The following is a 15,259-nucleotide window of genomic DNA, read 5'->3' on the forward strand; positions in this document are numbered from 1 at the left end:
GCTCAAAAGGGGGCGGGATGCCGCATGAGACCGCTTCAAACTTGCGGATGTTGCTGATAGGCTTGAAGAAAAATTCGGAGGAAGCGATGGGGTCAGCGGCGGTGGAACCGGGAGATTCGTCAGGCGTCCTTGCGCCGATGGTGCTTGCCATCGGTCGCCCGTCGTTCTCGCAGGTCCTGATGGACACGGTTCGGGCCGTGGGTGGCGTCGGCCATTGCATGGTGTTTGCCTTCGAGGCGGAGCGGACGGCGCGTTGTGCGCTGGGAATCGGGCACATCGCCATCGGGTCGGACCTCGGCGCCGCGTATTCCGAGCATTTTCATCTAGCCGATCCGAACCGGGAGACGATCCTGCACCAACGGGCGGCGCCTCGCCCGGTCGTCCTGCCGAGCTTCTCCCGCCGCATGTACAGCGATGGCTATCGAAAGATATTTTTTGAGGATGCGGAGATCGTCGACAAGATCGCTGCGGCGATCTGGGTCGACAGTGCCTGCTTTTATGTGAATTTCTACCGGACCACTGAGCAAGGCCGGTTTACGCGGAGCGAAGCCGCACGTCTCTGCAACATGGCGCCAGCCATCACCGCGATCGTGGCGCGTCACTGCCAGGAGGAGGTTGCAGCAGAAGCTCCGACAAAACTGCAGACGCTGTTTTCGACCCGCGAGCCGTTCCTCAAGCTGACCGGCCGGGAAAAGGACGTCTGCCTGCGGATCCTATCAGGCTATGGGTCCGAGGCGATCGCGGCGGATCTCGGGATCAGCCTGCACTCGACCTTCACCTATCGCAAGCGAGCTTACGAGAAGCTTGGCATCTCCTCGCAAAACGAACTGTTCGCCATCGCACTGCGCCTGATGGCGCTTCCCCGCTCTGCGCATTAGGGCGCGACGTCACTCGATTGAACCGGTCTGGCCGCAAGTGCACCTCTCCCTAGGGGAGAGGTGCAGAGAGGCAGCGCCACTTCCTGTCCCTGTCCAACGGGACAGACGTCCTTTCTGCTCCTCGGTACCCTTGAGGAATACAGGGAGGGCCAAACCGTGAGCACTGCGCCTCGTATCGATATCGACGTCGCGGCATTCTGGAGCGATCCCTATCCGACGCTTGCCAAGTTGCGCCGCGATGCTCCCATCGCGTTCGTGCCGCAGCTCGGCAGCACGCTGCTCTGCAGTCGCGACGACATCTTCGTCTCGGAGAAGCAGATCGACGTCTTCTCATCGCACCAGCCCGCAGGCCTGATGAATACGCTGATGGGCCACAACATGATGCGCAAGGACGGCGAGGCGCACCTGTCGGAGCGGAAGGCGATCTTTCCTGCAGTATCTCCGAAGACCGTCAAATCTCACTGGACGGCGCAATTCCAGGCCCATGCCGACCGCATCATCGGCGAACTCGAGCCTGCGGGCGCATGCGATTTCGTGCGCGATTTCGCGCTGCCGTTCTCGGCGGAGTGTTTGAAATCGATCACCGGGCTGACCAACATGCGCTTTCAGGACATGAACGCGTGGTCGCAAGGGATGATCGACGGCATCGCCAACTACATTGGAGATCTCGCCGTCGAGGCGCGCTGTCATGCCGCGACGTCGGGCATTGATGCGGCCATCAACGACATGCTGCCGGTGCTCAGCAAGAAGCCCGATCAAAGCCTGCTGGGCGTGATGCTCGCATCCGGCATGCCGATGGAGAGCGTGCGCGCCAACATCAAGCTTTCGATCAGCGGCGGTCAAAACGAACCGCGGGATGCGATCGCAGGCACCGCGTGGGCGCTGCTGACGCACCCCGATCAACTGAGATCGGTCATGGAAGGCAAGATTCCCTGGATGCAGGCATTCGAGGAATATGCCCGCTGGATTTCGCCGATCGGCATGTCGCCGCGCCGCATCGCCAAGCCGTGGAAAATCCGTGACGTTGCCTTTGAGCCCGAGGAGCGGGTGTTCCTGATGTTCGGCTCGGCAAACCGCGACGAAAAGCATTTCGAACGCGCTGATGAGTTCGACCTTGAGCGCGATACCAGCAAGAGCATCGCGTTCGGCGCCGGGCCGCATTTCTGCGCCGGCGCCTGGGCCTCGCGCGCCATGGTTGCCGATGTTGCGCTCCCGGCCGTCTTCGCCAGGCTGAAGAACCTGCGCATTGTTGAGAGCGAACCTGTGCGGATCGGTGGCTGGGCGTTTCGCGGACTGCTTAATTTGCCTGTCGCGTGGGGTTAGGCGGCCCAGAAAATTCGCGTTCGCCGCTTATCCTCACAGAACAGCACGTCCAGGTTTTTCCGAGCGGCTGCGGCCGGCTGTCGCGGCACGTGGGTGCCATGCGATCGTGCGAATTTGAAAAGTCGCTCCTAGTAAACCGCACCGGAAATCTCGATAACGGTTGCTGCAGTGCGGGGTGACCGACAATTGAAGTCCGGCATCGCGCGGAGTACGCTAACGAGTAGCGAACCTGGTTTAGGAGCGCGCCGCGATGAAGGAAAATCCTGAGAAGGAAAATCCTAAGCGAAAAATGCCTCGGCGTGATTTGCTTCGTCTGACCATCGCCGGCAGCAGCGTGGCCGCCGTCGGCGCATTGCTGCCGCGGCAGGTGCCCGCCCAATCGGTCAATCTGAAGGACAAGCGCAGAGCGCGCTATCAGCCAAATTCCGCCGAGGTTCGAGACTTCTACCGCGTCAACAGCTATCCCGGCGCTCGATAGAGGGAGGCGTTCGTGCTGATCAGGAAGGCGGATCGTCGCCAGGGAAGTGCAAAGCCTGTCCTCGCCGGAGACAGGCCAGGCAGCGGATTGGATCGCCGTACTTTTCTGAAGCGTTCGGGCATCGCTGCCGGCACGCTGGCGGCGCTCGGCGAATTCACGCTGAATGGCGTGCGCAAGGTGGAGGCCGGCCCGCCGGCTCCTCCCGGTGCACCCGTCGCGACCCGCAAGAATGTCTGCACCCACTGTTCGGTCGGCTGCTCTGTCATCGCCAAGGTCGCCAATGGCGTGTGGATCGGCCAGGAGCCGGACTATGACAGCCCGATCAATCGCGGCTCGCATTGCTGCAAGGGCGCCGCGGTCCGCGACGACGTCCTGAGCGAGCGCCGCCTGCGCTATCCCGTCAAGCTCGTCAACGGCCGGTGGACGCGGATCTCCTGGGAGACCGCGATCAGCGAGATCGGCGACAAGCTGATGGAGATCCGCCAGAAGGCGGGTCCCGATTCGGTCTATTGGCTCGGCTCGGCCAAGTTCACCAACGAGGCCGCCTATCTTAACCGCAAGTTTGCGGCGTTCTGGGGTACCAACAATTCCGACCATCAGGCCCGCATCTGCCATTCGACGACGGTCACCGGCGTAGCCAATACCTGGGGCTACGGCGCGATGACCAACAGCTACAACGACATCCGTAACTCCCGGACCATCCTGCTGATGGGCGGAAATCCGGCGGAGGCGCATCCGGTCTCGCTGCAGCACATCCTCGAGGGCAAGGAGCTCAACCGCGCCAACATGATCGTGGTCGATCCAAGGATGACGCGGACCGCGGCGCATGCGACCGAATATGTCCGGGTGCGGCCGGGTACCCACATCGCCACCATCTATGGCATGCTGTGGCACATTTTCGAGAATGGCTGGGAGGACAAGGAATTCATCAGCCAGCGCGTCTACGGCGTGGATGATATCCGCAAGGCGGCGGCGAAGTGGAATCCGAAGGAAGTCGAGCGCGTCACCGGCCTGCCGGAGGCGCAGGTCAAGCATATTGCCGAAGTGTTCGCCAAGCAGAAGCCGGCGACGCTGATCTGGGCGATGGGCCAGACCCAGTTCGCCACCGGAACCGCCAATGTCCGCGCCAGTTGCCTGTTGCTGCTCGCCACTGGCAATGTCGGCATGGCCGGCGGCGGCGCCAACATCTTCCGCGGCCACACCAACGTGCAGGGCGCGACCGATCTCGGGCTCGATGTCACGACCCTGCCGCTCTATTACGGTCTCGCCGAGGAGGCCTGGCGGCACTGGTGCCGGGTGTGGGAAGTCGAGTACGAGTGGATGAAGTCGCGCTTCCCGAGCAAGCAGTTGATGGAAACGCCGGGCATTCCAAGCACGCGCTGGTTCGACGCGACCTTGCTGCCGAAGGACCAGATCAACCAGCCTAATCCGGTGCAGGCCATGTTCGTCATGGGGCATGGCGTCAATACTATCACCCGGATGCCGGAAGCGGTGCGCGGCATCGAGAAGCTCGAACTCCTGGTGGTCTGCGATCCCTATCCGACGGCGTGGTCGGTGGTCTCCGAGCGCAAGAACGGCACCTATCTGCTGCCGGCCTGTACCAGCTTCGAGATGGACGGCTCGCGCACCGCCTCCAACCGCTCGCTGCAATGGGGCGAGAAGATTGTCGAGCCGGTCTTCGAATCCAAGAACGACTACGACGTGATGTATATGCTCGCCAAGAAGCTCGGCTTTGCCGACCCGATGTTCAAGAACATCAAGGTCGAGAACGGCTCGGTGTCGGCGGAGGACATCCTGCGCGAGATCAACCGCGGCGGCTGGTCGACCGGCTATTGCGGGCAGTCGCCGGAGCGGCTGAAGGCGCATATGAGGAACCAGCATAAGTTCGACCTGGTCACGCTGCGGGCACCGAAGGATGATCCGGAAGTCGGCGGCGACTATTACGGTCTGCCATGGCCGTGCTGGGGCACGCCGGAGTTCAAGCATCCCGGCACGCCGATCCTCTACAACACCAATCTTTCGGTGAAGGACGGCGGCGGCACCTTCCGCGCCCGGTTCGGCGTCGAGCGCGTCGTCAAGCGCAAGGTGATGGAGAACGGGCAGGAGGTCGAGCGGGAGGTTCATGAGAATCTTCTCGCCGAGGGCTCCTATTCGGTCGGCTCCGCAATCAGGGACGGTTATCCCGAGTTCACGCTGGGCGTGCTGAAAAAGCTCGGCTGGGACAACGAGCTGACGCCGCAGGAGATGGAGATCATCCAGCGCGTCAATTCGGCCGACCCTGACAAGGTGTCCTGGTCGCTGGATCTGTCCGGCGGCATCCAGCGGGTCGCGATCGAGCACGGCTGCTCGCCTTACGGCAACGGCAAGGCGCGCATGATCGCCTGGAATCTGCCCGATCCGATTCCGGTCTATCGCGAGCCGATCTATACGCCGCGTCCGGACCTCGTCGCTGACTATCCGACCTTGCCAGACGCCAAGCAGTTCCGCATGCCGAATATCGGCTTCTCGGTGCAGAAGGCGGCCGTCGATCGCGGCATCTCAAAACAGTTCCCGCTGATCCTGAGCTCGGGCCGGCTGGTGGAATATGAAGGCGGCGGCGAGGAGACGCGCTCCAACAAGTGGCTCGCCGAGCTGAAGCAGTTCATGTACGTCGAGATCAACCCGGCCGACGCCGCCGAGCGCGGCATCAAGGACGGCGGCTGGGTGTGGGTGACGGGCGCCGAGAACAGTTCGCGGACCCACGTCAAGGCGATGGTCACCGAGCGAGTCGGCAAGGGCGTCGCCTGGATGCCGTTCCATTTCGCCGGCTTTTTCGAGGGCGAGGACCTCCGCGCCAGATATCCGAAGGGCGCCGATCCGATCGTGCTTGGCGAAAGCGTGAATACTCTGACGACCTATGGCTACGACCCAGCAACCGGCATGCAGGAGCCGAAGGCGACGCTTTGCCAGATCAGGGCCGCGTAAGGGGAAGAGACGATGGCACGCATGAAATTCCTTTGTGACGCGGACCGCTGCATCGACTGCAACGCCTGTGTCACCGCGTGCAAGAACGAGAACGAGGTGCCCTGGGGCATCAACCGCCGCCGCGTCGTCACCATCAATGACGGCAAGCCGGGCGAGCGTTCGGTCTCGATGGCCTGCATGCATTGCACGGACCCGCCTTGCGCGTCGGTCTGTCCGGTGAACTGCATCTTCCCGACCGAGGACGGCGTTGTCTTGCACAACAAGGATCAGTGCATCGGTTGCGGCTATTGCTTCTACGCCTGCCCGTTTGGCGCGCCGCAATATCCGCAAGTCGGCAATTTCGGTACCCGCGGCAAGATGGACAAATGCACCTATTGCGCCGGCGGCGGCGGACCAGAGGCACCAGGGAGCGCGGCGGAATTCGCCAAATACGGCTCGAACCGGTTCGGCGAGGGCAAATTGCCGATGTGCGCGGAGATGTGCTCGACCAAGTCGCTGCTCGCCGGCGATGGCGACATCATCGCTCAGATCTATGGCGAGCGGGTGCGCAAGCGCGGCTATGGTTCCGGTGCCTGGGGCTGGACCACGGCGTACCACGAGGACGTCGGGGTCTGAGCGGACAGGCTCATGCGGCCCGCGATGGGCGCGGGATGAGAACAGGGTAACGGTCATGACGTTTCTCGCACGCTTTCGTCTGGCGACCTTCGTCCTGGCGCTGCTTGCGATGTCAGCGGCGGCGCCCGTGTTCGCACAAGAGCGCGGTCCCGATGGCGCACCCAATCCGACCGCAAGCGTCACCAGCCAGCACGAATTGCTGCAGCAGATGCCGCGCATCACCGGCCGCATCGACATTCCCGACACCAGGGCCAGCGTACTGATCCAGCCGGCGGGCCGGACCTGGGAATATTTCCACCAGGTCCTGCTGCGCTGGGGCGGTGCGATTGTGATCCTTGGCACGGTCCTGCTGCTGGCGATCGCCTATCTGATCCTCGGACGGCTCCCGATCTCAGCCGGGCGCTCGGGGCAGAAAGTGGTCCGCTTCGAGGCGTTCGAGCGCTTCGCGCATTGGCTGACGGCGGCCTCCTTTGTCATCCTCGGACTGACCGGATTGAACATCACGTTCGGCAAGGCTCTGCTGCTGCCGCTCGTTGGGCCGGATATGTTCGCCGCCATCTCGGAGGTCGCGAAGTACATCCACAACTTCACGAGCTTTGCCTTCGTGGCGGGCCTTCTCCTGATCATGGTGATCTTCTTCAGGGACAATCTCCTGGAGAAGGTGGATATCGACTGGCTCAAGCAGGGCGGGGGCTTCATCAAGAACAGACATGCGCCGGCGGGCCGCTTCAATTTCGGCGAGAAATTGGTGTTCTGGCTGTCGATCGCGGCCGGCATTGCCGTGTCAGCGTCGGGATTCCTGCTGCTGTTTCCGTTCTATGGGACCGATATCCTCGGCATGCAGCTCGCACAGGTGGTGCACGCCGTGACGGCCATTCTGTTCATCGCCCTGATCCTCGGCCACATCTACATCGGCACGGTCGGGATGGAAGGTGCCTTCGAGGCGATGGGCACCGGCGAGGTCGACCTCAACTGGGCCAAGGAACATCACGACCAATGGCTCGCCAAGAAGCTTGCGGGGGAAGGGCGCGCCGAACCCACGGCGACGCCGGCGGAATAGCTGCTCATTTTCAATCGTGACTGCCGCGGCGAGGCGGTGGCGCGTCGTCGCGCTCGCGCAGATAGTCGTCGGTGGTGCGGACGGTCGGGCTCGCCACGCCGTAGGATTCAAAGCCCTGCTCGGCGACGAAGTTGACGCGGCAATCGTCGCACATCTTGATGACGTCGAGCTTGCGCGGTGAGCCCTTGTACATCCAGTGCTTGCCTTCGAGCTTGGCGGCCACGCGCTCGATCGTGCTCTTGACGCCGAACGGCTTGCCGCAGCGGATGCAGCAGAACGGCTCTTCTTCCTTGAGGATGCGGGCAGGGGCTCTTGCCGCGCCGAAATCGAGCCGCGGCACCAGCGTGATCACGTTCTCCGGACAGGTCGACTTGCATAGGCCGCACTGGACGCAGGCGTCCTCCACGAAACGCAGCAGCGGCCGCTCGGGATCGTCGCGCAAGGCGCTGGTCGGGCAGGCCGATACGCAGGACAGGCACAGCGTGCAGCCGGTTGCATTGACTTCCACCGCACCGAACGGTGCGCCCGCGGGCAGCGGGATGATGTCGGCAGGCGCTGGCGCCGCGCGATGCAATTCGCCGAGCGCAAAACGCAGCACGTCGCGTTTCTTTCCCGTGGCCCGGAAACTCGCCGGGCGCGGCGCCGGCGGCAATGACGGGATCGCGCGCAACGTCTCGAGCAGCGTGTCCGGATCGTCTGTCTCGATGGTGGCGATCCGCTTTCCGCCAAAGCCGAGTCCAGCCAGGACCGGATCGGCGATCGCCATTGTCCGCGTCAGGCCCGCAACGTCATGGCGCGGTTTTGCCCGCAGCAGGAAACGCATCGCAGACGCGCCATAGGCGAAGGCGGCGGCGATGCTCTCGAGCCCGAACTGCGTGACCTCGTTGACCGCGAACGGCAACACGTTGGCCGGCAATCCATCGCCGAACCGCGCCAGCGCGTCGATCAGCGGCGCACCATGTGCGTCGTCATGCACCAGCACGATCGCCTGCTCGCCGCCGGCTTCGCGATAGGCGATCAGCAGCGCGCGCAATTTGCGCATCAGCGCGTCTTCCGGCGGCAGCGCGTAGGAGGCGGCGCCGGTCGGGCAGGCCGCCGCGCACTGGCCGCAGCCCGCGCAGATATTCGCATCGATCGCGACATGATCGCCGGCCGGCGTGATCGCGCCTGCGGGACAGAGATCGAGACAACGGGTGCAACCGACGCGCCCCGAGCGCGAATGCGCGCACAGCTTGGCGTCGAACGTGACGTAGCGCGGCTTCTCGAACGTGCCGACGAGATCGCGCGCCTTGAGCACGGCCTGCAGCATCGCCGCGGGGGAAGCGGGATCGGCGCGCAGATAGCCGTCGCGCAATTCCGCGGCCGGGAACAAGGACACGCCGCCGGTCAGGTCGAGGATGATATCGCAGTTCGATCGCGCATTGTTGCGCGAAGGGCCGAACAGCAGCGTGTCGCGGGAGGAGGGTGCGCGTTCCGCGAAATCGTCGACCACGACCTCAAAGGCGCCAAGATGGCCGCGTGCCGCGGTCACCTTTCCCTTCGCTACCGGGAATTCGTCCTTGCGCGGTGGCGCGATGGCAGCGGGCGGCTCGATCAGCACGGTGACGTCGAGATGGTCCTTGAGCAGATTGCCAGCCTCGATTGCGCTCTCATCGCGGCCGCAGATCAGGATGACGCCGCCGCTTTCGAGTTCGAGCGATGGTGCCGGCGGTGCAGTCTCGGCCGCCGCCGCAAGCAGCGCCGCCATTTTCGGCCCCGCGCGGTCGGCATCGCCGGACCAGCCGGCGGTTTCGCGGATGTTGGCGAATTGTATGGATTGTGTGCGGCCACTTTCTTCGGCCACGTCGGAGAACAACGCCGCTTCCTGGGTACAGGCGACCGTGAGCGGGCCGTCTTCGGCGGCGATGGCTCGGAAGCGATCAATCTCGGCGCGACAGAGTTGCGCTGCCGTCATCGGCGAGTGACGACAGCCGCGGCTGATTGCATCGCCGTCGAGCGACATCGTGCCCTCGCACGAACAGATGAAAACACGCCTCTCGGTCTCAGACATGCGGTCACGAACCCGTGTAGCCATACGGTACAGCCGGCGAAACTGGCCGGGAAGATGTGCAAAGTATATACTGCCTCTCAGGCAAAATACGATGGCGGCATAGCGACTTGCAGGGAGCATCGGATGAGTGCGCCGCGCGATTTCTGGCTGGCTTGCGGCCATCATCTGCTCGACCGCGACAAGAGCGGCCGGCTGCTGGTCACCGACGACTTCCTGAAAGCCTATCTGGCGCGGCCCGAACTGATGCCGCCACCGGAGGCCTGCGCGGCGGAGCAGGAACTGCACCGCGTGCTGCTGAGTCACCCGCGGCTGCCGATCTCGGCCGCACAAGTCGATGCGATCGCCGACGCTGATGCGCGCGAGAACTGGCAGATGATGATCGCCTGGCGCGATCACCTGGTAAAGCACGGGAGCCTCGAGGCCGCTTATCTGGCGATCATCAGGCGCAACATCGCCTTTCCCCAGCTCTTCATCGGCCAACTGGTGCAACTGGTCCTGCGCAACGCGCTGGATGATTGCCCCGATGCTTTCATCCTGCGCGCCGCCGAACTGTTCTTCCGGCCGCAGAAGCTCATGATCGAAGGAGCCTCGGTTCTCGCCATTGACGAGGAACGGGGCTCGCTAACCGGCCGGCATTCAGCGTCGCCGCTGATGGCGCTGCTCGGGCTGCCCGAGGCCACTGAGGTCGACGTGCTGAAGGAGTCCACGGCGGGCGGCTATTGGGCGCGCAGCGACCGGTTCGACATGGCGCTCGACCTCGCCGCCAGTGGGCGGGGGATGGCCGCGCTCGGCGATGTGATCGCCCGTTGGCTTGCGCATCTGCTGGCGGTCGAGGTCAAGGTCGAGCCTGTGGCGGAACTGCGCGAGGCATCATGGAACTGGTATGTCGGACTGAGCTCCGACGCCACTCGCATCGGCGACGCGATCTGGCATGGCGACGATCTCGATGACGGCGTACGCGCTCAGTTGATCGGCCTGTTCCGGCTGACGTTCCGCGATCCCGCCTATATGATCGAAAAGGTCAGGGGCGAGCCGGTTTATTTGCTGCTCGCCATGACCACCGATGGGGCGTTGCGGCTGAAGCCGCAAAACCTCATCACCGGCTTGCCGATTGCGAACGCGGAGGCAGTCAATTGATATCGACGGCGCTGGAGCGCATTTCCGTTGGCGTTGTGGTCGAACGGCGCAAGGGCAGGAGCGCCTGGGCCGACGTCCTGTGGCGACCGGTTTCGGTCCTCGTGGGAAGCCCCTCGGCGGCGCCGTGGACGCCGCTCGATAGGCAAGGAGAGGTGACGTTGTTCTATGCCGGCGAGGCGGTGATCGAACTGCACCGCACCGAGACCGGCAACTATCGCGACAATCTTGCATCCGGCTCGCCCACCCTGTGGGTCAATCTGCGTCCGACCGGCTCCGAGCCGCCTTACGAACTGCTTGCCGTCACCGCGGATCCGGCCGAGGGCGAGGCGTTCACCGACGCCGGCAGCAATCTCGTCGAGGCGGTACCGATGCCCGCCGGCATTGCCGAGATCATCGAACGATTTGTCGCCCGGCATCATGTCGAGCGCCCCTTCATCAAGCGGCAGCGCGACCGGCAGGGGCCGCTGACTTAGGACAAGAGAGAGTGCACCGTGGCTGAAGAGCACAATGTTTTCCTTCGCTGGGCGCGGCTGAAGCAGGCCGCAAAAGAGCGCCCAGATACGGAGGCCGCTTCGACGGACAATCAAGAAGCAGCCGCGCCGCCTGCAGCCGACGCGGCGGGCGATGAGCCGTTCGACCTCGCCAGCCTGCCGTCAATCGAATCGATTGTTGCCAATACCGACATTACCGCGTTCCTGCGCGCCGGCGTGCCGGCCGAATTGACCCGCGCGGCATTGCGCCGGGCCTGGACTAGCGATCCCGCTATTCGCGACTTCATCGGCATCGCGGAGAACCAGTGGGATTTCAACGACCCGACCGCAATTCCGGGGTTCGGCCCGCTCGGTCCGACGGAAAACGCCACTGACCTTCTCGCGCAGGTCTCGCGGCGGCTGGAGCAGATTCCGGATACGCTCTCGGACATGACGTCGCCCGCCGATACGGTTCGGCCCGCGGCGGCTAATTCCGCCGAACCCGTTCTCGATCCTCCGCCCGCGACAGAGGGACCGTCGCTAGCTGACGCTGCACAATCGAATGAAATGCAGGACCTTGGCTCGCAAGGCGAGCAAGCCCCTCGCGAGCAAGCGCTAGAATCTCCCCGAAAGCGGCGTCATGGCAGCGCATTGCCGCAATAGCGATCGACAGGGCGGCATGTCTTTTTGGATCGAACCATGACGGATTCAATTTCAAAGGGCACTGCACCGCGCATTGTCGACGAGATCGATCGCGCTCGGGCGCAGGAATACGCGCTATTGGCGACCTTGCTGACGCGCAGCCCGGACGGGCAGCTTCTTTCCCGTCTCGCCGGCCTGCGTGGCGATGCCAGCCCGATCGGAATAGTGCATATCGCGCTGGCCGAAGCGGCGGGGCGGACCGATCAAGAGCGCGCGTCGCGTGAGTTCTTTGCGCTGTTTGCTGGCCTGGGGGACGGAGCGCTGCTGCCCTATTCGTCGCATTATCTTGCCGAGACATTGTACGGGCGGCCGCTCGTTCGGGTGCGGGAAACGCTCGATAGTCTCGGCATCGAAAAGGCGCCGGAACGGACGGAGCCGGAGGATCACGCCGGATTCCTCTGCGAGATTATGGCGGGTCTGGCTGGCGGCAGCATCGCGGCGCCCAATGGTGCCGACCGCGACTTCTTCGAGCGGCATCTTTCGCCCTGGATCAGGCGCTTCTTCATCGACCTGGAACGGGCAAAATCGGCTGATTTCTATGCATCGGTTGGCGCGCTCGGGCGCACCTTCATCGACATCGAAGCCGAGGCGTTCGCGCTTTCGGCCTGAACGCCGCTTTTGCCTCCGGCTGAGACTCATTCGCTGCGGAACTGTGGTACAAAATGACGTGAAGAGGAGAAACACGATGCGCGCGTTCGTCCTGGCCTGCCTGTTTGCGGTCGTTGCCGCGGTTGGAGCGGCGGTGATTCTCGACAATTTCGTCCAGGAATCGGCGACCTCGGCCTTTGCCTTGCCGAGCGCCAGGGTTTAGCGCCGCATTCACATCGGCGTGGGTCTCGAAACCTTAAGCTGATCGTACGGACTCAATTGAGTGGAGAGGGAGATGCCTCATATGATCCGCTCAATGATTTCAGTCTTCGCCATTGCCGTTGTAATTGTTGTTGGAACCCTGTTTTGGCGAGCGCATTCGCATCCGGTTGAATTGACCTCCGCGGCCATGCCGCCGCTGGCGCAATTGCACACGATGGCCGGCGTCGAGAAATTGCCTGCTCAGGAGATCGAGGATCAATCGCTGGTCTATCCGACACCGACGAGATAGGCTGACGCGATAGTCCGGGCTTGGACGGCCGGTTTGAGAAACGGGACCGGCCCATGATAGGGCTAGGCGGAGAATGTCTCCGTCCATTGCCGGCCCGCCATGCGCCCCCGAACCATCGATCTCAATCTGCTTGTCATGCTCGAGGCCCTCGTCGCCGAGCGCGGTGTTTCCAAGGCTGCGCGGCGCATGGGATTGACGCAGTCGGCGATGAGCCACGCGCTGCGGCGGCTTCGCGGCACCTTCAATGATGAGCTGTTTGTCCGCTCCCCCGACGGGATGGAGCCGACGCTGCGCGCGCTCGAACTCGCCAATGCGACGCATGCGGCGCTGGAGCAGATCGAGCGGACTATCGACAAATCCGCAAGCTTCGATCCCGCGACCGCGGAGCGAACCTTCACGCTGCGGATCTCCGAATATGTATCGGGCCACCTGCTGCAGCGCTTGTGTCCGATCCTGCGCAAGGAGGCGCCCGGCATCCGCATCAATGCGGCGCATTTCACCGGCGATCCGCGCGAGGACGAGATCGTCGGCGACGAAATTCACGTCCGGCTTGCCTCGTCGGGAAATCCGGAAGGCCGGCGCGAGCGACTGCGCGTGCTCGACGAACGCTTCGTGGTGCTGATGCGGAAGACCAATCCGGCGCGTCGCAGCAAGATGACGCTGCCGTTCTACGCCTCGCTCTCGCATGTCAAGGTCGCCGGCACCATCGGCACCAATGTGATCGATGATGCGCTGCGCATCCGCGGGCTCTATCGCCAGATCGTGTTCAATGTGCCGAGCTGGCGGGATGCGCGCCATATCGTGGCCAACAGCGATCTCGTCGCCGCCATACCGGCGCGATGGGCACGCGACCGGGAGACGCCGCTGCCCTGCGTCGCGGTCCGCTTTCCGCTTGATGACGTCACCTTCGCGATCGACCTCGAATGGCATCCGCGCTTCGCGCTCGATCCTGGCCAGACCTGGTTCCGCGCGCTGATCGCGACGCAGTTCTAGCGCGGCACGCCCTCACCTCTCCCGCTTGCGGGAGAGGGGGCGCAGCGTCCATCCTGGGCGCCTTCTGTATGAATTCAGCTCATATTCAACATGAAAATTATGAGTTTTATTTATCTGACCGGTTTGTGACATCGTGGGCCGACAACAACACAAGAGACGGCGGGAGAAACGCGGGTGGCCCTTCAGAAGCGATATCTTGTCTACATCGGCCTGTTCGTGCTGATGTTCATCAACTATCTCGACCGGGTTAATCTCTCGGTCGCGGCCAAGTCGATCTCGGAGACCTACGGTCTGACGCCGATCGACATGGGCTACATCTTCTCCGCCTTTCTCTGGACCTATCTGATCTGCCTGATCCCGATGGGCTTGCTCGCCGATCGGTATGGTGGCCGCGCCGTCACCTATACGACGCTCGGATTGTGGTCGCTGGCCGGCATCTGGACCGGCCTTGCGACGACCTACTCCTCGCTGTTCGCCTCGCGCCTGGTGCTCGGCGTCGGCGAATCCGCAAGCTATCCCGCCGGCGGCAAGATCATCCGCGAATGGGCGCCCGAGGGCGAGCGTGGCATCGCCTCGGCATTCCTCAATTGCGGCGCGCATGCCGGGCTTTGCGTCGGCTCGGTCGTGGTCGGCTCGCTGATCGTCGCGTTCGGCTGGCGCGAGTCGTTCTACATCACCGGCGCTGCCGGCGTCGTGCTCGCGCTGCTCTGGTTCGCGCTGTATCGCCAGCCGGAACGTGCGTCGTGGCTCAGCGCACAAGAGCGCGATTTCATCCTGAAGAACCGAGGCGCCATCGCCGCACGGGGGGCCGGCGAGTTAAATCAGTCGGCCGCGCTGAAAGGACTTCTGAGCAGCCCCTCGATGTGGGCGCTGGCGCTCACGCAAGGCTGCGCCGGGTATACGCTCTATCTCTTCATGACCTGGCTGCCGAGCTATCTCGCCGCCACGCGTGGCATGGATGTGCTCAAGTCGAGCCTGTTCTCCGCCATTCCCTATGGCGTGGCCGCGATCCTCGGCCTTGGCCTCGGCTGGTTCAGCGACAGCCTCTTGAAGAAATCAGGTCGAGGGAATGCCGACCGGCGCAAGCTGATTGCGGCGATGCTGCTGCTGTCGTCAGTGATCCTCGCAGCTCCGCTGGTCGATTCGATCTGGGTCATTACGATGCTGATCAGCATTTCGCTTGCCTGCGTGGCCACCGCGATGGCGATGAACATTGCGCTGACCGCCGACCTGATGACTGACGGCCGCTACAACGGCGCCGCTACCAGTCTCTTGATCATGGGCGGCAATCTGTTCGGCACGGCCGCGCCGATCGTCACTGGCTATGTGGTCGCGACCACCGGCGGTTATTCCGGCGCGTTCCTGATTGCGGGCGTGCTGCTGCTCGGCGGTGCCGTGGTGATCACCTCGGGGGCGCGGACGCCGATCCGGCTTTCAGCCGCGTCGGAAGCGAGACTGCAGGACCGCGCGGCTTCGGCCGTCTAAGGGAG

Annotated in this window: 15 protein-coding genes; 14 read left to right on the forward strand and 1 reads right to left on the reverse strand. The window is 63.6% G+C overall.

The window, feature by feature from the left end:
- Positions 1–86 precede the first annotated feature (86 nt).
- The 6 genes from AC5ZG5_RS07640 to AC5ZG5_RS07665 all read left to right on the forward strand — a co-directional run bounded on the left by AC5ZG5_RS07640 (position 87) and on the right by AC5ZG5_RS07665 (position 7,318).
- Complete coding sequence (locus AC5ZG5_RS07640) at positions 87–878, forward strand: helix-turn-helix transcriptional regulator (RefSeq protein WP_456641404.1); 792 nt, start codon at positions 87–89, stop codon at positions 876–878.
- Between the two features lie 156 nt (positions 879–1,034).
- A complete protein-coding gene (locus tag AC5ZG5_RS07645) occupies positions 1,035–2,201 on the forward strand; it encodes a cytochrome P450 (protein WP_456641403.1) in 1,167 nt (388 codons plus the stop codon).
- 289 nt (positions 2,202–2,490) lie between these two features.
- On the forward strand, positions 2,491–2,679 hold the full coding sequence (locus tag AC5ZG5_RS07650; RefSeq protein ID WP_456641402.1) for a formate dehydrogenase: 189 nt from the start codon (positions 2,491–2,493) through the stop codon (positions 2,677–2,679).
- A 12-nt stretch (positions 2,680–2,691) separates the two neighbouring features.
- Complete coding sequence (locus AC5ZG5_RS07655) at positions 2,692–5,643, forward strand: formate dehydrogenase subunit alpha (RefSeq protein ID WP_456641401.1); 2,952 nt, start codon at positions 2,692–2,694, stop codon at positions 5,641–5,643.
- A gap of 12 nt (positions 5,644–5,655) precedes the next feature.
- A complete protein-coding gene (gene fdh3B / locus AC5ZG5_RS07660; protein WP_028164302.1) occupies positions 5,656–6,258 on the forward strand; it encodes a formate dehydrogenase FDH3 subunit beta in 603 nt (200 codons plus the stop codon).
- A gap of 55 nt (positions 6,259–6,313) precedes the next feature.
- Entirely contained in the window at positions 6,314–7,318 is a 1,005-nt protein-coding gene (locus tag AC5ZG5_RS07665) for a formate dehydrogenase subunit gamma (RefSeq protein WP_456641400.1), read from the forward strand.
- Positions 7,319–7,328: 10 nt separating this feature from the next.
- On the opposite strand, the gene AC5ZG5_RS07670 is transcribed toward AC5ZG5_RS07665, so the two are convergent.
- Positions 7,329–9,320, reverse strand: coding sequence for a 4Fe-4S binding protein (locus AC5ZG5_RS07670; RefSeq protein ID WP_456641399.1), 1,992 nt, complete (start codon positions 9,318–9,320; stop codon positions 7,329–7,331).
- A 171-nt stretch (positions 9,321–9,491) separates the two neighbouring features.
- On the opposite strand from AC5ZG5_RS07670, the gene AC5ZG5_RS07675 reads away from it, so the two are divergent.
- From AC5ZG5_RS07675 to AC5ZG5_RS07710, 8 genes are all read left to right on the forward strand, one after another.
- Complete coding sequence (locus tag AC5ZG5_RS07675) at positions 9,492–10,505, forward strand: DUF6352 family protein (protein WP_456641398.1); 1,014 nt, start codon at positions 9,492–9,494, stop codon at positions 10,503–10,505.
- Positions 10,502–10,978 (forward strand): DUF3305 domain-containing protein, encoded by a 477-nt coding sequence (locus tag AC5ZG5_RS07680; RefSeq protein WP_456641397.1) that lies wholly within the window; start codon positions 10,502–10,504, stop codon positions 10,976–10,978. The genes AC5ZG5_RS07675 and AC5ZG5_RS07680 overlap by 4 nt, the downstream gene beginning before the upstream one ends.
- Before the next feature lie 18 nt (positions 10,979–10,996).
- Positions 10,997–11,638, forward strand: a complete 642-nt coding sequence (locus AC5ZG5_RS07685; protein WP_456641396.1) for a DUF3306 domain-containing protein — start codon at positions 10,997–10,999, stop codon at positions 11,636–11,638.
- A gap of 36 nt (positions 11,639–11,674) precedes the next feature.
- Positions 11,675–12,286, forward strand: coding sequence for a TorD/DmsD family molecular chaperone (locus AC5ZG5_RS07690; RefSeq protein WP_456641395.1), 612 nt, complete (start codon positions 11,675–11,677; stop codon positions 12,284–12,286).
- A 76-nt stretch (positions 12,287–12,362) separates the two neighbouring features.
- The gene (locus tag AC5ZG5_RS07695) at positions 12,363–12,488 is read left to right on the forward strand and encodes a hypothetical protein (RefSeq protein ID WP_283807046.1); all 126 of its coding nucleotides are present in this window, start codon (positions 12,363–12,365) and stop codon (positions 12,486–12,488) included.
- 72 nt (positions 12,489–12,560) lie between these two features.
- Positions 12,561–12,776: a hypothetical protein gene (locus tag AC5ZG5_RS07700; protein ID WP_456641394.1), complete on the forward strand. Its 216-nt coding sequence runs from the start codon at positions 12,561–12,563 to the stop codon at positions 12,774–12,776.
- A gap of 99 nt (positions 12,777–12,875) precedes the next feature.
- Positions 12,876–13,769, forward strand: a complete 894-nt coding sequence (locus AC5ZG5_RS07705; RefSeq protein WP_456641393.1) for a LysR family transcriptional regulator — start codon at positions 12,876–12,878, stop codon at positions 13,767–13,769.
- Positions 13,770–13,943: 174 nt separating this feature from the next.
- Positions 13,944–15,254, forward strand: coding sequence for an MFS transporter (locus AC5ZG5_RS07710; RefSeq protein ID WP_456641392.1), 1,311 nt, complete (start codon positions 13,944–13,946; stop codon positions 15,252–15,254).
- Positions 15,255–15,259 lie beyond the last annotated feature (5 nt).

This window comes from Bradyrhizobium sp. Ses1 (assembly GCF_059512365.1).